Genomic DNA, 20,867 nt, shown 5'->3' with positions numbered 1-20,867 from the left:
TGATTCCCCCGAGGTTATAAAGCTAGAAGTAGTACAGGAGAATAACCTTGCGAGGCTAAGTCTTCGACCCGGCGCGGTGCGCCTTAAGCCTCTCAGGTCCGTGAACACAACAACGTTATGTGAAATTACTTCAGACAACAATGAAGACCTTATATAGATAAAAATAATCAACAAAACCTATAAAAGCGTTATAAAATGAGTTATACTGAGGTAAGAATAAGTAAGGAGCCGTGCGGGTAACACGGCTCCAAATACAATAACTGCATAAAGAGCAGTCGGCCACGTAAAATGGGTCGGAAATAGACCGTCACCTTAGCGAGGGCGGTCTATTTCTTTTTCATGTAGGTGAGCAATGCCAGAATGAACATGCCGAACATGAACGTTAAGGAAAGTGCATCTTTGACCTCCGTGGGCATCACCTCCCTTCTGGGAGATTAGCCGACCGCCCTTATAGCCGTATATTGTAGTAGAATATTATAAAATATAAGATAGAACAAAATACCATTAAAATACTATAATAACTAGAATACATTAAGGACAAGAAACAATATAAATCTATAAAACTTATGTAAGTATGAAATACAGAGAAGGCAGCAACATCACTTAACAATGCATCTATGCTTCGGGGCATTCGCCCCTTGGTTGTAAGACGCAGCTTACAGACGTTAACTCTGACAACACACGAGCCTGCCTATGATAAGAGATATCTAAGGGGGATCGACGTCGCGAACACTGAAACGTTATGCACAATACCCAAAATTTCAAAAATATTATAAAGGAAAATTCTAAATCAGGATATTCGAGGTGACGAATTTGAACAATTTGAATTTAGTAAAACCTACAATAAAATTAAAAGATGAATATCTATCCTTCTATCAGGAATGGAAGGAAAGTAATGAAGATATGGTGCCATGGGTAATAACTAAAGATCCTCAGAATTTCGAAGGAATGATTGAATTTTTAATTAATAATGAAGAGGGAATCAATCTACCTGAGGGTTGGGTCAGAGATTCTACTTATTGGTTAGTTACAGAGAGTAATGAAATAGTTGGGGCTGTAAACATTAGACATCAACTAACTGAGAAGTTGTTGAATTGTGGTGGCCATATTGGATACGGAATACGTCCCTCTAAGAGAAAGAAAGGCTATGCAACCGAATTATTAGCGTTAGCATTAGTAAAGACAAAAGATTTAGGAATTAATAAAGTCCTTGTGGTTTGTGACTCTGATAATATAGCTTCAAAGAGAACAATAATTAAAAATGGTGGAATTCAAGATAAAGACTATATAGAAAAAGACGGAAACATTATAAATAGATTTTGGATAGAGATTTAAGATATTTTTTAGAGTATTCGAAGAAGAGGGTGATACGTATAACAACGTATTAACGATACAAGGCTATCGCCCCTTGGATGTCATATGTATAATAATGGAAGAAGATCAGACGACAAACGCCCCAGCCTAAGATAAGAGCTATCTAAGGCTGGGGCGCTTCGTGAATACCAAACGTTATAGGGAATCAGAAAAAACCTAAATTAAATTCTGATAGTAAGGAGATAGCAAATGACTACAGAGATATTTTTCTCTGCAAATCGAATTGGAGCAATAACGAATCAACAACTACAGGAAGTGCTAGATCGCTTTAATTTAGGGAACCTCATGGGGTTTCAAGAAACTTCCAATGGTGTTGGCAAGCAAACTATCTTTGTCAGTTCTGATTTAGGAGAATATGTGCTTAAAGGTAATCCCTTATATGAGGGACAATTTCTTGAAGAGAAATTTTATGTGGAAAGCTTAAACAAACTAACAAGCCTACCTGTTTCTGTCCCATACATAGTAGATGAACGCAATGATATTTTTGGTTGGAAATGCTGTTATGCCTCGACTTCCTGGAGAGCACATCTCCGATCAAGACCTCAAAAACAAGATTAGCAAAGAAGAAGAAAAACAAATTGTTAAACTGCTAGCAAACACTTTATGTGAGTTGCATCAATGGAAAGTTGAGGATTTTGGTGAGTTTGATCCAAAGAATCAATGTATTAGACCGTTTAATGGCACCTATAAAACTTGGCTTTACGATCGGATAAGATATTGGTTGGAAGATGCGAAGAAGTATTCCGTAATTACTCCCAAAGATATTGAATGGGTAGAGAAATTATTTTTAATGTGTGAAGAATCGTTTAATGCTCTAAATTCACCCACATTTGTAATGGGCGACTTTAAAGCAGATAATGTGCTGGTTCAACGATCAACCGAGGACTGGATGTTAGGTGGAATCTTTGATTTTACAACTGGGTATTTTGGCGATGGCATAGCTGACCTACCAAGAATAGTTATCATGTATATAGATGAAGATGAAGAAGAACATGCCAAGCTATTTATCAGAGAGTATTTCAATCGTTGTGAAGACAAAGAAGCCTTCAATGCAAGAATTAAAATTCATATGCTTCATCAAAGAGTGTTGGATTGGGGATGTGCCAAGGCAATTGGCGAGGTAACTTGGGATGACACGATGTCCTTTTCGGAGTGGGCTGAAAAATATACGGAATTTGAGATCTTATAAAGCTTAGTATGAATTCTTTTCGAAGAAGGTGCTGACATCTTATAAGATTATATTCATGCATCGGGCAAACGCCCTCGGTCCGGCAGGGGGGATTTCAGAAAGCGAATACAGCCGGACAACATTACACTGGCTAAGTCTGGCGATCCGTCGCATTCGCGCCTTAAGCTAGTGAGGGTCGTGAATATAAAGACGTTAGCTGAAACCATTGCAATGTTGATTAAAGAAAGTGGTGAGATAGAAGTAGTGGAAACCAAATTGTATTTTGTTAGACACGCAGAGTCTGGATATGTAGAAGGTAAAGAAAGAACCAGAGGATTATCAGAAAAAGGAAAAGGAGATTCACAAACGATACTAGAAATTTTTAAATCGGTACACATAGAGATTTTTGTCTCAAGTCCTTACATGAGATCAATCGAAACGATCCGACCAACATCAAATGATCAACATAAAGAGATAACTATAGAAGAAGACTTACGTGAAAGAATCATTGGTGAATTTACCTCAGTTACGTTTAAGGAAGCAAAGCATCGCGTATTTGAAGATATTGATTATTCTTTCCCAGGAGGAGAGTCTAGTAAAGAGGCGCAATTGCGTGCAATTACCGTCATTGATAGGATCATTGAAATTCATCAAGGAAAGAAGATTGTAGTTGGAACACACGGTGATATCATGACATTGATATTGAATTACTTTGATAAACAATATGGGTATAGCTTTTGGGAATCGACTACAATACCTGATATATACAAATTAAGATTTAAAGATCGAGATTTAATTGAAGTGACGAGAATGTGGGAGTAAATTCATCTGTGAGAATCGAAGATTCTCGTCTTATAACAACACATCTACGCTTCGACCTTCGCCCTTGATCCGCAAGATGGGAGTGCAGTGGAGGATTCAGCTCACAACCCTGCGAGGCTAAGTTTTCGACCCGGCGCTAAGCGCCTTAAGCGACGTTATGTGAAATCACAGTAAAGTACATATGATAGCGACTTAAGGAGGTCTGTATGATAACCACAATCTATATGGTTAGGCATGCTGAATCACCATACGATGAAGGGAATGAGAGAACAAGAGGACTTACCGCAAAGGGTAAGTTGGATGTTGAAAAAGTAACGAAGTTACTTATTGATGAAGGAATAGACATAATTATTTCAAGTCCATATTCTCGAGCCGTACTGAGTGTTGAGGGATTGGCTCAACACTTAAACTTAGAGATAGAAACTTTTGAAGATCTTAGGGAACGTCAATTTGCTTCAGATTATATTATTGATCTAATGTCTAATATTAGAAATAACTTCTACAACCCTGAGTATGCACTACCAGGTGGTGAATCTAACGCAGATTGCCAGAATAGGTCAATCGGAGTGCTCAAAACCATATTAAAAGAACACCAAGGGAAGAAAATTGTTCTTGGAACACACGGTCTTGTAATGACTTTGATGATGAATCATTTTGATACTAATTATGGCTTGGAGTTCTTAGATCAATTAAAGAAACCGGATATCTATAAAATGCAATTTGAAGATCTAGAATTAAAAGAAGTAATCAGAATGTGGAAGGAATGTGACATTACATAAAATCGAACAAGCCGCCGCGTTCCCTGGAGTAAAGTCGAGGAAGTATATGCCGGGACATATCGGCACCACCTAACTGCATCGTGGCGATTTGCTACGCAGCCTTAAGGTGGGGGACGTCGTGAACACGGTAACGTTATAAGAAATGATCGCAAAGGGCCATTAAAAACAATTTCATGTTCGATATATTGATATCTCTAAATTGTAAGATATAATTAACTTCAAGAATATGGTATGTGTAACTGGCGAGAACGTAGATAACTACGGTGGAGCACATACTTCATATGCCGTTCGCCTGGGCAAAGTATTTGGTCTTATGAGATCAAGTACTTATTTTATTTTAGGAGATGGTCTGGGTGAATAGAACAAGGAATGTAGCGGTATTATTGTATGAGCATGTAGATGGTTTAGATTTTTGTGGAGCATTCGATGTATTTGCTACCGCGAGCAATTGGGGAAAGGATTTTAATACTTATACTGTGAGTGAGAAAGCTGGGTTAATAAATACGATTAGTTCGTTTGCAGTTTCCCCTAAATATAATTTTAACGATTGTCCTCAACCTGATATTTTGGTTATCCCTGGAGGCATAGGATCTAGAACAGAAATGAATAATGAGGTTTTAACATCATGGATCAATAGTATTTCTAAAGATACAGAACTTGTATTATCCATTTGTACGGGTGCGCTATTGTTAGCAAAGGCAAATCTGTTAAGTGGACTAAAGGTAACAACGAATAGAAGGGCAATGGATTTATTAGCACAAGTGGCACCTAAGGATTGTGAAATAATAGATGACATCAGGTATATAGACAATGGTAAGATAGTGATGTCGGCTGGTGTTACTGCTGGAATTGATGCTTCTCTCTATGTTGTATCAAGACTATTAGGAGTAGAGAGAGCAATAGAAACAGCATCAAGATTAGAGTATATATGGAATCAGTAACTGACCAAGAAGGGAATACCTATCCAAGCCAATTGTATGGACCAAGTGTTAGCGCACTTGGTCTTTATTAACTACAATATGCGTATGGGGATTGTTCAGAAAATTTTGAGGGATTATTTGAACTAGATTTAGAGAAATTAATATCTGGAGAGTTCAAGTGATTCGGATATGCGGAAAGTAGTGAAAGTAATAAAACCATGCATAAGTGATATAGATTATCAACATAAAGCAAACACACAATAATTCATATAACAACATATACATGCATAATAGCCTTGGCTCGTAGATACAAGAAACGTTATAGGAAATCAGCATAGAATCGAAAAGTACCTATGCCAACCACAATGGGAATGTGGAATGAAGTTAAAGTCAGTTAATTGAGAAAGCGTTGATTAACAAAGAAAGGATGATTGTTAAAATGCGTAAATGGTTTTTATCAGGATTGTTACTCGTATTTATATCATTAATTATAGTTTGGATAACACAAATGTATGAAATATTAGTTTTCTTTAATATGTCACTAGGGATGATTAGTCTAGCAATAGCCCTATATATTCAAATCGGATTAAAGTGGTTGTATAACTATAACGAGTTTAGAAACAATCATAACGGAGCAGATTACCAGGAGAAGAATCGATTAAAATACAAGTTCATAATGTTTGGTTTTCCTAATATAGTGGTTGGAGGGATTGTAAATGAGGTTTTTGATATCTGGCCTTGGAATTAGCTGAGAAGAATGTTGGATTTCCGTTATATGAAATCGGAGCACTTACTAAGGAGGATTTATGATGCACATAGAAACCTCGAGATTAATAATTAGAGACCTCATAATGAAGGATTGGACAGATGTACATATATATGCGTCTAATCCTAAAGTAACAGAATATACGATTTGGGGACCAAACAATGAAGATGAAACTAAAGCATACGTCAATGAACAAATTGAAAAACAACAAACAATTGACCGAACCGATTTTGAACTTGCAGTAATATTGAAAGATACGAATCAATTAATAGGTGGATGTGGATTTTATATTAAAGAGTTAAATGCAGAAATCGGTTATTGCTTTAATCCAGATTACTGGAAAAATGGATATGCAAGTGAAGTATCAAAAGCAATGTTAAAGTTAGCATTTGAAAAATTCAAAGTACATAGAGTTTATGCAACATGTCGTCCAGGTAATATTGGATCTGCAAAGGTTTTAAGTAAAATTGGAATGAAAAAAGAAGGCCATTTAAGAGAACATATATGGGCTAAAGGGAAATTTCATGATTCATATTTATTTTCCATTTTAGAGAATGAATATACAGAATAGTGCCTTAGGAGATGAGAATGAACACTCGATTAATGTCTACCGCATTTCTATATTATAATGACAAAATTTTGATGATGAAACGATCTGCAAATAGGAAGCTTGCCCCAGGATTATGGACAGGAATTGGGGGACATATCGAACCTGATGAGATGAACAATCCCGAACTTGCTTGTATAAGAGAAATATATGAAGAAACTGGAATTGAAAGTGATCGATTATCTGATAGTATAAGAGACTCTAAAATTATTATCAAAAGAAGTCATCCTCATCATACGACCAACCCTGTGAGGCTAAGTCCTTTAGGAGCGGTCGCGTAAGCTTTACAACAAAAATTAATGAACGGAGTTTCAGAGATGAATAATTTATCTGTTCGCTTTGAAATAGAAGAAGTATGTAAGAAACACAACATTCCGAAATACAGATTTTGTGAAGTTAGTAAGAATCAATGGAGAAGTATTTTGAATAATATTGAAGATGCTTTTTTAATTAAAACTCATTATACCCAGGGCTTACACTTGGGATTCAATAGACTCAAAGAACCCAATTTTAGTTTTGGTTTAGTTAATGCAACTTATAAGTTTTTTGAGTATTTTGATCAGGACGAAACTATTTGGTTCATTGCTGAGGACCTTCATGACAAGATGTGGATCTATGAAGGGGAAAGTAGTGTGATTTTTAATCAAGTAATTCCAGAGCTATATCATCTTAGAGATTATTATTTAGTATCTAAGAAATATAAATGGCTTTTTAATGAGAATCATAATGGAATATGTGTCTCAGGAGAATTGATTATAGATAGAATGAAGGCATTCGTTGAAGATCATAGTCAAATGATAGTAATTACTTGAATGTGATTTCGAGGAATAAGCAGAACACAAATGCATGAGCTCTGATAGATTTAAGAACGGAATATTGGTTGCTCTTGGTGATCATGATTAAAAACAGTGTTGTAAGATGTATCATACATCGGCTAACACTGTTTTTTTGTTGTCAAAACTCTTTTTTCTGTACATAGATAAGCTTTAAAAGTTAGATGAAGTGTTATGAATATCAAAAACACTCATTTTTTATTCAGTTTTAATTAAGAACTATTTAATGTTTATCTGCTAAGTTACTTATATCACTTACGGCAGACCTTTAGTGCTGTCGAAGTACACATAATATGTAGTCGTTTTTTACTGACTGCGGAGAAAAGGAGACTTTGCTATGGGAAATTGTTTTCGTTGGCGGCGTATGTTGTCGCTAACACTAACAATGGTTATGTTGGCGGTCCTATGGGTGAGTCCTGCAAGTGCTGCAGAAACAACTGTAGATGAAGCTGATGTTGTTGATATTGTCCTCAGCGACGATGGTATCACTGTAGACGGTGAGGCTGCATCCAAGGATCCGGAAGCACCAGTTTACGTCGGTGGGGAGATTATTTATTACCATGACCAGGATACGTATGAAAGTGGAAATCCCTACGGGGAGGGAACAGAAGATGAGAAGCATACCGAAGAGGAAGCTGCGCTACATACTTCTGTAACGATTACTAAAGAGGGCACTTACAGAGTTTCTGGTAAGCTGTCATATGGTCAGATTTCGGTTGACCTCGGCAAAGATCGCCGGACAGACCCTACGGCTGTTGTAAACTTGATTCTCGATAATGCAGATATCAACTGCACCATTGCTCCAGCTGTAATTTTTTACAATGTATATGAGGCTGATGAAGCTTGGACTGCTTACGATAACGGAGATACAGAAGAATACACAGCTTCTGCCACTCAGGATACAACGGATGCGGGTGCCAATGTAATTTTGGCTGACGGCTCTGTTAACAATATTAGCGGTTCTCATGTAGCTCGTATTTACAAAGACAATGATCAGAAAAAGAAAAAGTATAAGTATGACGGTGCATTCTACTCCGTTCAGTCAATGAATGTGAATGGTGAAAAACTGGGCACTGGCGTATTGAACTTAGTAGCTGACAACGAAGGTATGGATACAGAAATGCATCTAACCATCAATGGCGGTAAGATCAATATTCAGTCTCAGGATGATGGTATTAATACGAATGAAGATGGTGTCTCTGTTACTACGATCAACGGCGGAAGTCTACATGTGGTAGCAGGATTGGGATCTGAAGGTGACGGAATCGATTCAAACGGATATCTAGTCATTAACGGTGGTGTGGTTATCTCTCTAGCTAAGCCTCAATCAGACTCTGGCCTAGATTCCGACAGTGGTAGCTATATTAATGGTGGTTATGTAGTAGCGACTGGTTCCACTATGGACTGGGCTGAAAGTGACTCTGAGCAAGTGACAATGAACCTTCAGTTTGCTTCTTCTCAAAACGCAGATGAAGCGATTATTGTTACTGACTTAGATGGGAAAGTAGTATTTGCTTATGATCCTGAAAAGGACGAGTCCTCAGGTGAAAACTACCGTGGTTACCGGGGTGCTGTTATCAGTAGTCCTGAATTTCAGGTAGGTCAGTCGTACAACATTTATGTAGGCGGGGATGTTTCAGGTGAAGAAGTAGACGGTCTGTACGACGTTTCAACGGTAACGGGCTTCTCTAAAGAGGCGACTATGCAGCAGTACACTGGTACCAATGTGGGTATGGGAGGTCCAGGCGGTGAAAGACCTGAAATACCTGACGATAGTCAAAGACCTGAGCTACCTGATGGCGAAATGCCTGATGGTGAAAGACCTGAACTACCTGATGGTGAAATGCCTGATGGTGAAAGACCTGAAATACCTGATGATAGTCAACGACCTGCACTGCCACCTGATGGCGAAATGCCAGGAACAAACGACGAGAGCTCTACAGGTCAGGCGTCCACCGTATTTTACATGACGGATAAAGTCAATGCTTTCTCTGGTGTTGCTGATTTTAAAGCTAGCTCTATGTTTACTGATGTAGCTGCAGATGCATGGTATACTGACGATATCACGAATGTAGTTACTAACGGTTGGATGAAAGGTATGTCGAGTACTACTTTTGGTACTAATAAGAACCTGACTCGCGGAATGATGGCGACCATCTTGTATCGCATGGCTGGTTCGCCAGATGTTACAGGAGACACTGTATTCTCCGACGTGTCCAGTGAAAAGTACTACGCTAAGGCTATAGCTTGGGCTGCTGAAGAGGGAATTGTGGTAGGATACAAGGACGGTACATTCCGACCTGATGAGAATATGACTCGTGGAATGATGGTTTCTGTTCTTTACCGCATGGCCGGTTCACCGAAAATCACGGAGGATTCTGGTTTCCCAGACGTGTCCAGCACGAAGTACTATGCTGATGCTACAGCATGGGCTGCTAAGCAAGGGATTGTGAAAGGTTATCCGGATGGTACCTTCAAGCCAGACACGAATATCACACGAGCTCAAACAGCGTCTATTTTAACTCGTAACACAGCAAACTAATTAATAATGACAATAGAATTTCAAGGGCGAGGGAGCGATTTGCTTTCCTCGCCTTTTCTTTTTGAAAATGCACTTTAATGGAAGGTTTTATATTTAGGATTACCTAAAGCTGCTTGGACATTAGGAAATGCGGCAATGAACACTTGATTAATGTCTACCACATTTCTATATTATAATGACAAGCAGGAATTGGGGGCATATCGAACCTAATGAAAGGACCCGGTCGCGTTACTTTCTTAAGGCTCTCGGTTTTCGTAGACACTAGACGGCATAGAAAACCAGCGCATATCATTAACTATTATGTGGGGGGGATATTGCATGGAAAATCCAAAACATATTATTTCGGTTTCAGCGTTGATGATGAATGAAAAAGATGAGGTATTATTGGTTCGAACCCATTGGCGATCAGATACATGGGAAATGCCAGGAGGAGATGTTGAATTAGGGGAACCTTTAGACAAGGCGGTTTGCAGAGAATTTCTAGAGGAAACAGGCATTGTAATCCGTCCAGTAGGAATAACTGGTGTTTATTTTAATGCAACCAAACATGTGATTTCGGTGGTTTTTAAAGCAGAGTATGTCAGTGGTGAAATAGAAATCCAACAAGAAGAAATTAAAGAAGCAAAATTTATTGATTTAAATGAATCTAATATTGACGAATATATAACCCGCCCGCAACAAAAATCTCGTACCCTTGATGCGATGAAAGCTAAATGTTTTGTTCCGTCTGAAACATGGGAGGTAAATCCAACATATAATTTGCTGACAAGGTTATAAAACTAATCTAAAAGTATAGTTATTATTTAATGCTCTAAAACAACTATATAAAATAGAAGGATAAGATCTAGCGTTCACCTTTGGTTATCAGAAGCAGATACATAGAAGAATAATTAGACAACATATGCCCCGGCCTAAGATAAAAGCTATCTAAAGTCGGGGCGTGTCATAGATGCGCGAACGTTATGTGCAATCCCTGAAGTTCGAGTTCAAGAAAACACAAATGCGCCAATAGCATCATCGAAAGATTATGGGGAGGATTTACATGTGGAGATTAGTTTAAAAAAGTCAGGCTTGAATCAAGCATCATTCATTCATGAAATGCAAATCAAAGCGTTTATGCCTTTGTTAGAGAAATATCAAGACTATGAAACAAGTCCAGCAAATGAAACGGTTGATAGGATTATTAGTAGAATGAATCAACCGTTTACTGATTATTATCTCATCAGATATAAAGAAGTGTATGTAGGTGCAATCAGAATAGTAAGGAAAGATAATTTCGTTTATCGAGTCAGTCCTATTTTTATTTTGCCTGATTATCAAGGGAGAGGAATTGCTCAACAAGTATTTGCGTTGATTGAGGAAAAGCATCAGGATGCAAGAATGTGGGAACTTAATACTATTTTACAGGAAGAAAGCAACTGTTACCTTTATGAAAAATTAGGATACAAGAAGACTGGAAAGATACAAGAAATAAACGACAAGATATCAATTGTCTATTATGAAAAACACTTTCAAAGAAGACGTTAATCACTGATAACATAATATTTACGTGTCTATACTTACGCCGATTGGTTATCACAATGTATGATGATGGAAGAACAACAATGAATGAGCTAGCCTAAGATAAGAGCTATCTAACGCTAAGTCATTTTGTGAATGCACAAAAGTTAGGTCAAATTATTACACTGATAGGAGATCAAAGAGATGGATGCTCAGAAACTCGCTTTACTTGCTTGTCAAGAATCCAGAAAATTCTTGAACCCTGGAATATCTGAGAAACATTTTTCTGATATTTGTGAAGATATCATGTATTCCCTAGGAGCAGAGGATTTCTGGTATCCAATGCTTGTGAATTTTGGTCCGAACACAATCTATTGTACGAGAGGAAATCATCTTCCATCATCAGATGTGATATTGAAAGATAATGACATCGTCTTAATTGATTTTAGTCCTAAATTGAATGGTTTTTGGGGAGATTACTCTGAAACCATAGTAATTGGAAACAATGAAGAAATGAAGCAGTTATCAAGAGATGCAAAGTATATTTTTGATTGTACATTTGATTACGCAAAAGAATGTCGAACGATAGGAGAGTTATTTAATTTTTGTAATGGTTTGATTGAAAAGTTGGATTATAATCTTTTAGATCCGAATGGAAATATAGGTCATTCAATTGAAAATTATAACAATCAAAATAAACGAATATATTTATGTCCAGATAATAAAGAAATGAGATTGGAAGGGAAGACATGGGCAATAGAGCCGCATATAGGTAGAGGAATTTATGGAGCTAAATTTGAAAATGTAATACAAAAATAATATTGTTGCAACTTTCAGAAGGCAATAATTTTATTTATTACCTTGTTCACAAGTCAGGGGCAAGCCCCTCGGTCTGGCAGATGACTTACTATTGGAAGTGATTTTATGGGATTTCAAAGAATTAAATGTACGGATGTCGGTGTATATGAACATGCTTTAACCCGAGGGAGAGTATACGAAGTACTCGATGAAGATGAGAGAAAATACCGAATTGTAGGGAATCATGGAAGAAGAGTTTGGATTTCCAAGCATCATTTTGCTTCTATCGAAGAACCAATATTAATTATGAAGACCTGGCAATTTGATCATGATATCGATAAGAATGAATTCGTAGAAGTGACTATAACTTTTGATGATGACTCTAAGAGATGGTGTGTAATCACAACACCACAAAAAATAGTCGAATATTTTGATAATGAATTACTGGATTTACCTGGAATAAATATGAAACATCTAATAATAATGAAGACAATTAGAACAGAAGATGTAGAAACAATGTTAAGGCATTTAGATAATCAAAATGAATTAATAGAGGTGACAATACCTTTACTTGAAAGCTAATCGTAGAGAAGAGGTTATGAAGAGGAGAGGATGAGACTAATCTTTACATGATTTGGAGGTGTTTCAGTGGCGTTAATTTCAAGGAATACTAGAAACAATGTTAATACAATACATTATCTCGATTCTCTTAATGATTCTGATAAGTCTCTAACTCCTCTTCTAATATGTCCAGGTCTGTCAGAAGTTGCTGAGGAGTATAAAGATTTTATTGAATATTTGTTACCTAGAAGGTGTGTTGCGCTCTCCTTTCGAGGAAGGGGAATGAGTGATACACCTCAAAATGGTTATGATTTGAAGCATCATATTTTGGATTTAGAGTCTGTGGTTAAAGAAACCAGTCTAGATCAATTTTACTTATATGGTTACTCAAGAGGTGTATCCTATGCTTTAGGTTATACGAGATTGTATTCAGAACGAATTAAAAAGCTGATTATTCAGGATTATCCACCCGAACATAAGGCGATGTCAATCGAATGGGCACATGATTATATTGAGAACTATATAGTGCCCTATAAAAGAATCAATAATATTAGGCCGGAATCAGTTCATGGAATTCAAAGAGACTCGACACAAGAACCGATCACATTCGAATATTCTAAGCCAGTATTAGTTATGCGTGGATTACAAAAGGATTCTCTATTATCGGATAATGGATTAGAACAATACAAGAGACAATTTCAGAATATTCAAATTGAAGAGTTTAAAGAGAGTGGACATGATATAAGAAGAAATGAAAGATCAAAACTATACGAAACAATAAAGAGATTTTTAGATTAACCGAAGAAGAAATTCGTTGTTTAACATTATATTCAAGCTGCCGCTCTCGTTGGAGCCTATTAACACCATATTTTTAAGTCAAACTCACCATAAAACCAAGAAAGAGGAAGGAGCATATCAATGATCGATATTCAAAGTATAATTCCACATCGATATCCATTTTTAATGATTGATCAAATTTTAGAAATAGAGGAAGGGAAATGGGCTAAAGGATATAAGAATGTAACAATCAACGAATGGTTTATTGCTGAACCATATAATTGTATGCCAAGCATGATGATAGTGGAGGCGTTAGCGCAATTAGGAGCATTTGCAACAATGAGTCAAGAGAATAGTTTGGGATTTCTTTCATCATTGAACGGAATCGAATTTTTAGGTAATGCTTATCCAGGCGATAGAATTGAATTATATTATGAAGTTGTAAAGAACAGAAGAGGTTTTGTATTGGGTAAAGGAAAAGCGACCGTTGGAAACCAAGTAATTATTAGAGCAGAAGAAATTATGATATATATACAAGGCTCTTGATGAACCGGTGAGATCAAAATATTTATATGCATATTCAAGAGTCTGAAACTTCTGATAACAATGTATGAATGACTATTAAAGGAGCATGAATAGTGAATCAATTAGTTAAAGATTCAATAATAAAACTAGCAGAAATAATTCAATTACCTGAGAGAGTTTTTCATGTTGAGGATTTGCCTTGGGTCCCTTTCGATGAAGGAGAAGAACCGAATTGCTATTTCAAACCTCTTAGATTTGACCTTGCAACTGGCACTTGGATATACCTCTTTAAAATTAAGAGCAATCAAGTATTGACTCGTCACCGACATACCGGTGGATCTGTTATAGGATTTAATATTCAAGGACAATGGAGATATGAGGGTCGTAATTGGATTGCGAAACCAGGAAGTTTCATATTTGAACCGCCTGGGGATATCCATACTCTTATTACTGAAGATGAAGAAGTAATTACTTTATTTATATTAGGTGGATCTCTACAATATTTTGATCAAGATAATATAGTTGTTGGTCAAGATGATATCTATACAGTATTAAAGAAATACAGGGATTATTGCGATGAGATGAAAATAGAATTTCGAGAAGATCTTATCTATTGAGAGCTATGCTATGAAGGTGGGGACAATCAAACAATTTCAAAGTTTTATCTTTGTATTGACAAAATATTGGAAGGGAAATGATTGTGGAGTTGAATATTAGAAGTAGGTTAATTGGAATTTTTAAATTTAACAGTGATTATATGGGATATGAATGTAAGGAAGGAAAGATAGATTGGATTTTAAAATTAGAGAGCAAAAGTACGGATGTAAATGAGTTAATAAATAAAGCAGAAACACTATTTGTTGAAATGGATAGATTCGATCATCTTGCGAAAAGTGGTATAGCAGAAAAGTTAATTGACTATAAAAATGATTTTTGGCCGGAGTATGATGAAAATGATAGTGATCTAGATTGGGACGCTGTAGAAGCAGGGGATTATGATGTATCAAAAGAAAAATTTGAAGAATTAATAAACCTTTGTTTTATAGAGATTCGATCGAATGAAATATACTGTGAATATAATGATGGGGATATGTTCGGAGGACATAGAATTCATGTTTATTTAGACTATCAATTCAATGTGATTAATGCTGAGTTGTAGTTCTATTTTTAAATCATCGAGCGAATACATCGTGTAACATCGAAAAACAAATATTAAAGGAGGTCATCATGATGAACAAGCATAGTGTTCAAGAAACAAATAGCCTCTATTGGGATACAAAAGGAAATGACTTTTTAGGAGCAATCGTTCTTCCTTTATATGGATCATTTGTCTCGGATGAAAAATATCAACTTTTTGGCGATGTTTCAGGAAAAAAGATGTTAGAAATAGGCTGTGGAAACGGTCAATCCTTGCAATATCATGGGGATCGCAAAGCATCTGAACTATGGGGGATAGATCTATCAGAAAAACAAATCGAAAAGGCAAAGCAACATTTGACGGCGTGCGGTCTTTCGGCAGATTTGATCTGCTCTCCAATGGAAGAAGAATGTGGCATACCCGTAGATTATTTTGACTTTGTTTATTCGATTTACGCCATAGGCTGGACAACCGACCTAGAAGGCACTTTTTGTCGTATCGCTTCTTATTTAAAAAAAGATGGCGTTTTTATTTTCAGTTGGTCTCATCCTATACACAAATGTGTTGTTGAAGAAGAAAATAGATTTGTTTTGAACAAGTCTTATTTCGATGAATCTTGGTATTTGGTATCTCCTGATTCTTGTCAAGGTGAGCTAATCTTATCTGACCGTAAATTATCAACCTATATAAATGCGTTGGCTAAAGCTGGGTTTGTTATTGAACAAATGATTGAAGAAACCGACAATGAACTAATACAATTGCACGATGATAACCATAATTTCGTAAAAAGAGCGAAGATGTTTCCTGTAACTTTCGTTATCAAAGCAAGGAAACTTTAAAATAATGAAGGAGCCCAGATCAAAATAAGGGGATATCTATATGAATAATGATATTAAACAAAATATAAGGAATAGTTATAATGCCCACGCAAGTTTACGAGATAGACAGGAGTTAGAATCTTGGAAACAACAAGAGTTGGATTTTTTTCTTTCTCAATTTGGAGATGATTTTCACAAAAAAATTCTAGATGTTGGTGCTGGCCCTGGACAACAAGGTAAATACCTAAGTGATTGTGGTCTACAGGTAACATGTATAGATTTGAGCTCTGAGATGATCGATGCTTGCAAAAATAAAGGGCTGGACGCTTATGTAATGGATTTCTACTCAATAGACTTTCCTGAAGAAACATTTGATGCCATATGGTCTATGAATGCTTTACTTCATGTTCCTAAGAAAAGTCTAGATAATGTATTAACTAGTATAAAGAAAGTTTTAAAGCCTGAGGGCATTTTTTATTTAGGGTTATATGGTGGCTTTGAAAGTGAAGGTGTGTGGGAAGAGGATTTTTATGAGCCAAAACGTTTTTTTTCATTTTATGAACATGAAGCAATTCAAAAGAAAGTAAAACCAATGTTTGAATTGCTTGATTTTCACACTATACGTACAGAGAATATGACAATGGATTACCAGGCTATGGTATTGAAAAAGCGATGAATTGGACTGAATAATCAACCCTGCGAGCTTAAGTATTTTAATCTATATTTTTTTGGAGCGAGTCATGAAGGAAATGGATCAGTTAGCCTATGGTGGAATTGTAATGAGTGACGAGGGACAAGTATTAATGAGAAGCCCGAGTGCTTTTTGGGGAGGCTATGTTTGGACTTTTGCTAAAGGATCATATGAATCATGTGATTATTCCCCTGATGTTACCGCTATAAGAGAAGTTAGAGAAGAAACGGGGTACGAATGTGAAATAGTAAGAGAAATACCGGGAGAATTTGAGTCAGATACTTGTATAACGAAATATTATCTTATGAAGCCGACAGGAACAATATATCCATATGATAAAGAAACGCAAGAAGTTAAATGGTTTAGTATTGAAGAAGCTTTAAATATGATTAAATTAACAAGAAGTGAAAAAGGCAGAAATCGTGACACGGCTGCTTTATTAAGTGCGCTAAAAACGAAAGAGCAATTAACTGATTTTGAAAGATAATTTGGTGAATTTAGAATGTTAGATAACATTACATACACGCTGTAGGAGGTGAAACTGTGTCGAATCCCTTTGATTGTATTAGTGATTTTATGTTTTTTGAAACAGAGATAGGTGCCGCTGACATTATATTAATCCCAGGAGCAAGTCATCCTCAATTAATGGAAAGAGCTGTATTATTATTCGAGAGAGGAATTGCTCCGTATATTTTACCATCAGGCAGTAGTACCCCTCACGTAGAAACAACTGAATGGGAGTTTCTTCGTAATATTGGAATAGCATCTGGTATCCCTGCAGAAGCAATCCTTAAGGAAGATAAAGCGACAAATACATTTGAAAATGCGCGCTTTTCTCTAGAGGTTATGAAAGAGATGGAGTTAGTTCCCAGGAGAGTAGTATTAGTTTGTAAGAACTATCATGCTCGACGTGCCTTGTTAACGTATCAATTTATTTTTCCCAAAACAACAGTATTTCAAGTAAGTCCGGTAGTTGATAAGACGGGAATTACGAAAGACAACTGGTTTCAAGAACAATCTAGCATAGATATAGTAATGAATGAATTAGAGAAAGTAGGAAAATATTTTAGGAAAGCAATTCATAATGCAGCAACAGTTTTTTGAGAATATTCAAGAAGGATGACTACATCTGATAACAACGAACAACTTATTTGGTTATTCGTCCTGGAGGTGGATAATTGAAGCCTAGGATTTTTAGTGCTATCAGTATATTGGCTTTATTCATCATTGTTCTATTAGCATTGTTATTTACTAACGCAAGAAATGAAAACAAACTAATTAACAGTATTGAAATCAATCAGATAAAGTTTTACATGCAGAAAAATAAAGTTGAAGAGCTCTATGGCGATGGGACAGACAAAACACCAATGTGTTTTGGTTGTGAATTGAATTTTGTATACCCTGAATTAAAGTTATCAGGTCGTTACTCGGATACTCTTGATCGGGTCGATAGTAAAGGATTTATTAATGACAGAAAAAGTCCAAAAGTAAAACAAACTACAACTGCAGATGACAAAGTATCAATTGAAGGAACGAAAGTAGGTGATAGCTTCAATAAAGCCATAAGAACATTAGAAGCTAGAGGGTATGAATTACAGATGAACCCAAATGAACACTACTTTAATTTTTATTTCAAAGATAACTTGTACATTAGACTATGGGCAGATGAGAAGCTAAATTTGCTTGAAAAAGATAGAACAACCATTGGCCAGAATGAAGATCTTGTAAAAAGCATTACGGTTGAAATCCGTGTAAAGAAAGATGAAGAAATACTGTATTAAGTAATCCTAAGGAGAAACATATCATGTTTATATGCGAAGTTGATGATTCATCATTTATATTGTTACTAGAGATGAAAGATGCAGATGAATTATATGATTTGATTCACAGAAATAGGGATCATATTGGTGAGTGGTTGAAGTTTCCGAGTATTACTTTAACAGCGGATGATTCAAAAACTTTTATTGAAAGAACACGTATAAGATATGCTAAGGATGAAGGTTACTGGCTAGGGATATGGAGCGGAGGTAAACTAGCGGGTTCTATTGGTTACTTATATTTAGATCAAGAGAATAAAAAAACTGAGATTGGATATTGGATAGGTAAAGAATTCGAAGGAAAAGGAATAATTACTAAATCTATTAAAGTACTAATAAATTATGCTTTTGACGAACTTAAATTAAATAAAGTTGAAATAGGCGTGGCTACAGATAATACAAAGAGCCGTGCAATTCCTGAAAAATTAGGGTTTAAACGAGAAGGTGAACTAAGAGATTACGAATATATTAATGGGAGATTTTTAGATAGAATAATTTATGGATTGAAAGCTAGTGAATGGAGAACTGAGTAGAAACTTTCGAAGAAGACATACATCATATAACATTGTATAAACGCTGCAAGGCTTGCATCCCTTGATCGTCCGATGTATGAGCCCGCCAACACATGAGCCGACCTAAGATAAGAGCCAATCTAAGGTCGGCTCATGTCGTCAATGCGTGAGCGTTATGTGAAATCCATGCAAAGGAGTATAGTATGGGATCTAGAATAATGCATTACTGTATATCTGCAGGTCTTGCTAGAGAATTAATGATTAATGATGATCAATTCTTCTTAGGTAGTATTGCACCTGATGTACATAAAAATATGAACACTCCTAAATCCATATCTCATTTTATGAAAGAAGATAATGATGGGAAATTCTTTGCTGATTATTTGGAATTCAATCATAAATATCTGAGATATATGAAAGATCCGTTTTACCTCGGATATTTTTATCATTTAATTTCGGATGTTATATGGGTAGAAGAAATTTATTACAAGAAGATAAAATGGTTACCGCAGCCGGAAAAGAAAGAAGCTCAGTTAAAGTACTATAGAGATTTTTGGAGATTGAATGGAAAACTTATAGATTATTACTCCCTTGCGTATAGACCAATTGATGTTAAGCCAATAGAGATAGAAGAAATTGATTATAGATATCTTCCAGAATTAATTAAAGACTTAGAAGTTGATTTTCTGATGAAAGATGAAGCTAAGGCAGAGGAATTAGAAATTCTAGAATTTGAAGAAGTCATTGATGTTCTTGAAAAAACAGTAAGGGAATGCGTAGCAATTTCGATGAATATCTTAAGCTACTCGGGTTCGTGAGTACGGGAATATAATATGAAATTAGCGAAATGCATTCAGTACTAGGGAGGAATAATAATGAGAAATCCTATTATGAGCCGGATTGATACGGTGTTTATTCATGTAACAAATCTGAAGGAATCTGTAAGGTGGTATTCGAAACTATTGGCCATCGAATTTAATGAGGACAATCAATTTGAAGGTCCGATTCATACATTTCCTATGGGTAAGAATAGACCTGGTCTAACATTAGATTGTCATTGTTTTGATGAACAATATGAATTTATTCCATCAAATCAACCATTATTTAATTTAAGCACTGAAAATATAGATGAAGCTTACGAATTCGTTAAGAGTATAGGAGCAGAGATTGTTACTGAAATTGCAAGATACTCAGATCTATCTGAATTTTCATTGAAGGACCCTGATGGGAACATATTAATGATTTGTTCTTGTATAACGGAGCATTAAGAGTTATCCTCCGAAGTGGCTGCAAATTGATAGGTTGACACTTGGTAATACTAAAATGACTAGAAAGGCTAAGGTATGTCCTGTATTAATTTGGGTAAATGATACATATGCAACAGATAACAATGTACTCTTGCGCGAGAAACGCACTTCCCTAGGATCGCCACAAGTTATGAACAAGAAGCGGTATCAGGCAATTAATTCTGTGAAGCTAAGTCTGTCCGACATCACGCATGCACGCTTAAGCATCTCGGTTCGTGATATAAGAACGTTATATGCAATCGAGGCAGATTTAAGTTAGGAGAGTGATATCATGGCTAATGAAAGAGAAATCCAAGAAATAAGAGATAGATTAACCCGTCTGGAAAATCAATTTCAGGAAAAGCCTCGGACATCATTAACAATAAAAATCTTAATTGGCTTGATCTTGAGTGTAGTAGTTATTACATTGATACTGACCTCTATTGGAATACTCCAATTTATTAGTGGATAATCTTCTTAGGGGGTTACGTTGCATAACTTGGCGGTCTCTTGGTTGTCAGACGTTATAACGCAAGATCGAAACTCAGACAAAAAAGATCCAGCCTAAGATAAGAGCAATCTAAGGCTGGGTCTTTCCTTTCGCAATACAATAACGTTAGACGACATAGCTCG

General features: G+C 36.1%; 30 protein-coding genes and 1 riboswitch. Of the genes, 29 read left to right on the top strand and 1 reads right to left on the bottom strand.

The annotated features are described in order from the left end of the window. Positions 1 to 326 precede the first annotated feature (326 nt). A complete protein-coding gene (locus tag ACFQV5_RS17925; RefSeq protein WP_229716897.1) occupies positions 327 to 377 on the bottom strand; it encodes a putative holin-like toxin in 51 nt (16 codons plus the stop codon). A gap of 436 nt (positions 378 to 813) precedes the next feature. On the opposite strand from ACFQV5_RS17925, the gene ACFQV5_RS17920 reads away from it, so the two are divergent. The 29 genes from ACFQV5_RS17920 (at position 814) to ACFQV5_RS17780 (ending at position 20,706) form a co-directional block, all read left to right on the top strand. After that, complete coding sequence (locus ACFQV5_RS17920; protein ID WP_379248744.1) at positions 814 to 1,335, top strand: GNAT family N-acetyltransferase; 522 nt, start codon at positions 814 to 816, stop codon at positions 1,333 to 1,335. A gap of 228 nt (positions 1,336 to 1,563) precedes the next feature. Then, positions 1,564 to 1,932 (top strand): protein kinase family protein, encoded by a 369-nt coding sequence (locus ACFQV5_RS17915; RefSeq protein WP_379248743.1) that lies wholly within the window; start codon positions 1,564 to 1,566, stop codon positions 1,930 to 1,932. Beyond that, positions 1,877 to 2,563, top strand: a complete 687-nt coding sequence (locus tag ACFQV5_RS17910; RefSeq protein WP_379248742.1) for a phosphotransferase family protein — start codon at positions 1,877 to 1,879, stop codon at positions 2,561 to 2,563. The genes ACFQV5_RS17915 and ACFQV5_RS17910 overlap by 56 nt, the downstream gene beginning before the upstream one ends. 210 nt (positions 2,564 to 2,773) lie before the next feature. Continuing rightward, positions 2,774 to 3,364 (top strand): histidine phosphatase family protein, encoded by a 591-nt coding sequence (locus tag ACFQV5_RS17905; protein WP_379248741.1) that lies wholly within the window; start codon positions 2,774 to 2,776, stop codon positions 3,362 to 3,364. 206 nt (positions 3,365 to 3,570) lie between these two features. Then, positions 3,571 to 4,143 (top strand): histidine phosphatase family protein, encoded by a 573-nt coding sequence (locus ACFQV5_RS17900; protein WP_379248740.1) that lies wholly within the window; start codon positions 3,571 to 3,573, stop codon positions 4,141 to 4,143. A gap of 225 nt (positions 4,144 to 4,368) precedes the next feature. Then, positions 4,369 to 4,448: riboswitch (ZMP/ZTP riboswitch) on the top strand. Positions 4,449 to 4,487: 39 nt separating this feature from the next. Further along, complete coding sequence (locus tag ACFQV5_RS17895) at positions 4,488 to 5,084, top strand: DJ-1/PfpI family protein (protein ID WP_379248739.1); 597 nt, start codon at positions 4,488 to 4,490, stop codon at positions 5,082 to 5,084. A gap of 418 nt (positions 5,085 to 5,502) precedes the next feature. Continuing rightward, on the top strand, positions 5,503 to 5,811 hold the full coding sequence (locus ACFQV5_RS17890) for a hypothetical protein (RefSeq protein ID WP_379248738.1): 309 nt from the start codon (positions 5,503 to 5,505) through the stop codon (positions 5,809 to 5,811). Positions 5,812 to 5,872: 61 nt separating this feature from the next. Further along, positions 5,873 to 6,400, top strand: a complete 528-nt coding sequence (locus ACFQV5_RS17885) for a GNAT family N-acetyltransferase (protein WP_379249419.1) — start codon at positions 5,873 to 5,875, stop codon at positions 6,398 to 6,400. Between the two features lie 17 nt (positions 6,401 to 6,417). Continuing rightward, positions 6,418 to 6,717 (top strand): NUDIX domain-containing protein, encoded by a 300-nt coding sequence (locus ACFQV5_RS17880; RefSeq protein ID WP_379248737.1) that lies wholly within the window; start codon positions 6,418 to 6,420, stop codon positions 6,715 to 6,717. Positions 6,718 to 6,753: 36 nt separating this feature from the next. Next, on the top strand, positions 6,754 to 7,248 hold the full coding sequence (locus ACFQV5_RS17875) for a DUF6756 family protein (protein WP_379248736.1): 495 nt from the start codon (positions 6,754 to 6,756) through the stop codon (positions 7,246 to 7,248). Between the two features lie 358 nt (positions 7,249 to 7,606). Then, positions 7,607 to 9,811 carry an S-layer homology domain-containing protein gene (locus ACFQV5_RS17870; RefSeq protein ID WP_379248735.1) on the top strand — a complete coding sequence of 735 codons (2,205 nt, stop codon included), beginning with the start codon at positions 7,607 to 7,609 and terminating at the stop codon, positions 9,809 to 9,811. A gap of 318 nt (positions 9,812 to 10,129) precedes the next feature. Then, on the top strand, positions 10,130 to 10,588 hold the full coding sequence (locus tag ACFQV5_RS17865; protein WP_379248734.1) for an NUDIX domain-containing protein: 459 nt from the start codon (positions 10,130 to 10,132) through the stop codon (positions 10,586 to 10,588). 267 nt (positions 10,589 to 10,855) lie between these two features. Then, on the top strand, positions 10,856 to 11,338 hold the full coding sequence (locus ACFQV5_RS17860; protein WP_379248733.1) for a GNAT family N-acetyltransferase: 483 nt from the start codon (positions 10,856 to 10,858) through the stop codon (positions 11,336 to 11,338). 177 nt (positions 11,339 to 11,515) lie between these two features. Next, positions 11,516 to 12,130, top strand: coding sequence for a M24 family metallopeptidase (locus ACFQV5_RS17855; RefSeq protein WP_379248732.1), 615 nt, complete (start codon positions 11,516 to 11,518; stop codon positions 12,128 to 12,130). 105 nt (positions 12,131 to 12,235) lie between these two features. Beyond that, positions 12,236 to 12,691, top strand: coding sequence for a hypothetical protein (locus ACFQV5_RS17850; protein WP_379248731.1), 456 nt, complete (start codon positions 12,236 to 12,238; stop codon positions 12,689 to 12,691). A 66-nt stretch (positions 12,692 to 12,757) separates the two neighbouring features. Then, on the top strand, positions 12,758 to 13,468 hold the full coding sequence (locus ACFQV5_RS17845) for an alpha/beta fold hydrolase (protein ID WP_379248730.1): 711 nt from the start codon (positions 12,758 to 12,760) through the stop codon (positions 13,466 to 13,468). A gap of 120 nt (positions 13,469 to 13,588) precedes the next feature. Further along, positions 13,589 to 13,993: a 3-hydroxyacyl-ACP dehydratase FabZ family protein gene (locus tag ACFQV5_RS17840; protein ID WP_379248729.1), complete on the top strand. Its 405-nt coding sequence runs from the start codon at positions 13,589 to 13,591 to the stop codon at positions 13,991 to 13,993. A gap of 92 nt (positions 13,994 to 14,085) precedes the next feature. Then, positions 14,086 to 14,589, top strand: coding sequence for a 2,4'-dihydroxyacetophenone dioxygenase family protein (locus ACFQV5_RS17835; protein WP_379248728.1), 504 nt, complete (start codon positions 14,086 to 14,088; stop codon positions 14,587 to 14,589). 83 nt (positions 14,590 to 14,672) lie between these two features. Beyond that, a complete protein-coding gene (locus ACFQV5_RS17830) occupies positions 14,673 to 15,131 on the top strand; it encodes a DUF2262 domain-containing protein (protein ID WP_379248727.1) in 459 nt (152 codons plus the stop codon). Between the two features lie 71 nt (positions 15,132 to 15,202). Continuing rightward, positions 15,203 to 15,949 carry a class I SAM-dependent methyltransferase gene (locus ACFQV5_RS17825; RefSeq protein WP_379249417.1) on the top strand — a complete coding sequence of 249 codons (747 nt, stop codon included), beginning with the start codon at positions 15,203 to 15,205 and terminating at the stop codon, positions 15,947 to 15,949. 40 nt (positions 15,950 to 15,989) lie between these two features. Further along, positions 15,990 to 16,604: a class I SAM-dependent methyltransferase gene (locus ACFQV5_RS17820; RefSeq protein WP_379248726.1), complete on the top strand. Its 615-nt coding sequence runs from the start codon at positions 15,990 to 15,992 to the stop codon at positions 16,602 to 16,604. Between the two features lie 64 nt (positions 16,605 to 16,668). Beyond that, positions 16,669 to 17,106, top strand: a complete 438-nt coding sequence (locus tag ACFQV5_RS17815) for an NUDIX hydrolase (protein WP_379248725.1) — start codon at positions 16,669 to 16,671, stop codon at positions 17,104 to 17,106. A 56-nt stretch (positions 17,107 to 17,162) separates the two neighbouring features. Then, positions 17,163 to 17,723: a YdcF family protein gene (locus tag ACFQV5_RS17810; RefSeq protein ID WP_379248724.1), complete on the top strand. Its 561-nt coding sequence runs from the start codon at positions 17,163 to 17,165 to the stop codon at positions 17,721 to 17,723. Positions 17,724 to 17,797: 74 nt separating this feature from the next. After that, positions 17,798 to 18,400: a hypothetical protein gene (locus ACFQV5_RS17805; protein WP_379248723.1), complete on the top strand. Its 603-nt coding sequence runs from the start codon at positions 17,798 to 17,800 to the stop codon at positions 18,398 to 18,400. A 23-nt stretch (positions 18,401 to 18,423) separates the two neighbouring features. Then, complete coding sequence (locus tag ACFQV5_RS17800; RefSeq protein ID WP_379248722.1) at positions 18,424 to 18,969, top strand: GNAT family N-acetyltransferase; 546 nt, start codon at positions 18,424 to 18,426, stop codon at positions 18,967 to 18,969. 182 nt (positions 18,970 to 19,151) lie between these two features. Beyond that, positions 19,152 to 19,766 (top strand): hypothetical protein, encoded by a 615-nt coding sequence (locus ACFQV5_RS17795; RefSeq protein WP_379248721.1) that lies wholly within the window; start codon positions 19,152 to 19,154, stop codon positions 19,764 to 19,766. A 57-nt stretch (positions 19,767 to 19,823) separates the two neighbouring features. Then, a complete protein-coding gene (locus tag ACFQV5_RS17790; protein WP_379248720.1) occupies positions 19,824 to 20,216 on the top strand; it encodes a VOC family protein in 393 nt (130 codons plus the stop codon). Between the two features lie 55 nt (positions 20,217 to 20,271). Continuing rightward, positions 20,272 to 20,514, top strand: coding sequence for a hypothetical protein (locus ACFQV5_RS17785; protein WP_379248719.1), 243 nt, complete (start codon positions 20,272 to 20,274; stop codon positions 20,512 to 20,514). Positions 20,515 to 20,526: 12 nt separating this feature from the next. Next, a complete protein-coding gene (locus ACFQV5_RS17780) occupies positions 20,527 to 20,706 on the top strand; it encodes a hypothetical protein (protein WP_379248718.1) in 180 nt (59 codons plus the stop codon). Positions 20,707 to 20,867 lie beyond the last annotated feature (161 nt).

The organism is Paenibacillus sp. GCM10028914 (assembly GCF_042666275.1).
Classification (GTDB): domain Bacteria; phylum Bacillota; class Bacilli; order Paenibacillales; family Paenibacillaceae; genus Paenibacillus_AQ.
The sequence above is the reverse complement of the archived record's forward strand: the minus strand, read 5'-3'. Positions and strand labels throughout refer to the sequence as shown.

What these genes read in the sequence shown, in the direction of transcription:
- ACFQV5_RS17820 (WP_379248726.1), top strand. Translation starts at nt 15,990, where the DNA reads ATGAATAATGATATTAAACAAAATATAAGGAATAGTTATAATGCCCAC.
- ACFQV5_RS17885 (WP_379249419.1), top strand. Translation starts at nt 5,873, where the DNA reads ATGCACATAGAAACCTCGAGATTAATAATTAGAGACCTCATAATGAAG.
- ACFQV5_RS17855 (WP_379248732.1), top strand. Translation starts at nt 11,516, where the DNA reads ATGGATGCTCAGAAACTCGCTTTACTTGCTTGTCAAGAATCCAGAAAA.
- ACFQV5_RS17910 (WP_379248742.1), top strand. Translation starts at nt 1,877, where the DNA reads ATGCCTCGACTTCCTGGAGAGCACATCTCCGATCAAGACCTCAAAAAC.
- ACFQV5_RS17795 (WP_379248721.1), top strand. Translation starts at nt 19,152, where the DNA reads ATGGGATCTAGAATAATGCATTACTGTATATCTGCAGGTCTTGCTAGA.
- ACFQV5_RS17815 (WP_379248725.1), top strand. Translation starts at nt 16,669, where the DNA reads ATGAAGGAAATGGATCAGTTAGCCTATGGTGGAATTGTAATGAGTGAC.
- ACFQV5_RS17800 (WP_379248722.1), top strand. Translation starts at nt 18,424, where the DNA reads ATGTTTATATGCGAAGTTGATGATTCATCATTTATATTGTTACTAGAG.
- ACFQV5_RS17825 (WP_379249417.1), top strand. Translation starts at nt 15,203, where the DNA reads ATGAACAAGCATAGTGTTCAAGAAACAAATAGCCTCTATTGGGATACA.
- ACFQV5_RS17790 (WP_379248720.1), top strand. Translation starts at nt 19,824, where the DNA reads ATGAGAAATCCTATTATGAGCCGGATTGATACGGTGTTTATTCATGTA.
- ACFQV5_RS17895 (WP_379248739.1), top strand. Translation starts at nt 4,488, where the DNA reads ATGGTCTGGGTGAATAGAACAAGGAATGTAGCGGTATTATTGTATGAG.
- ACFQV5_RS17850 (WP_379248731.1), top strand. Translation starts at nt 12,236, where the DNA reads ATGGGATTTCAAAGAATTAAATGTACGGATGTCGGTGTATATGAACAT.
- ACFQV5_RS17785 (WP_379248719.1), top strand. Translation starts at nt 20,272, where the DNA reads ATGACTAGAAAGGCTAAGGTATGTCCTGTATTAATTTGGGTAAATGAT.
- ACFQV5_RS17890 (WP_379248738.1), top strand. Translation starts at nt 5,503, where the DNA reads ATGCGTAAATGGTTTTTATCAGGATTGTTACTCGTATTTATATCATTA.
- ACFQV5_RS17780 (WP_379248718.1), top strand. Translation starts at nt 20,527, where the DNA reads ATGGCTAATGAAAGAGAAATCCAAGAAATAAGAGATAGATTAACCCGT.
- ACFQV5_RS17905 (WP_379248741.1), top strand. Translation starts at nt 2,774, where the DNA reads ATGTTGATTAAAGAAAGTGGTGAGATAGAAGTAGTGGAAACCAAATTG.
- ACFQV5_RS17865 (WP_379248734.1), top strand. Translation starts at nt 10,130, where the DNA reads ATGGAAAATCCAAAACATATTATTTCGGTTTCAGCGTTGATGATGAAT.
- ACFQV5_RS17900 (WP_379248740.1), top strand. Translation starts at nt 3,571, where the DNA reads ATGATAACCACAATCTATATGGTTAGGCATGCTGAATCACCATACGAT.
- ACFQV5_RS17870 (WP_379248735.1), top strand. Translation starts at nt 7,607, where the DNA reads ATGGGAAATTGTTTTCGTTGGCGGCGTATGTTGTCGCTAACACTAACA.
- ACFQV5_RS17840 (WP_379248729.1), top strand. Translation starts at nt 13,589, where the DNA reads ATGATCGATATTCAAAGTATAATTCCACATCGATATCCATTTTTAATG.
- ACFQV5_RS17880 (WP_379248737.1), top strand. Translation starts at nt 6,418, where the DNA reads ATGAACACTCGATTAATGTCTACCGCATTTCTATATTATAATGACAAA.
- ACFQV5_RS17875 (WP_379248736.1), top strand. Translation starts at nt 6,754, where the DNA reads ATGAATAATTTATCTGTTCGCTTTGAAATAGAAGAAGTATGTAAGAAA.
- ACFQV5_RS17915 (WP_379248743.1), top strand. Translation starts at nt 1,564, where the DNA reads ATGACTACAGAGATATTTTTCTCTGCAAATCGAATTGGAGCAATAACG.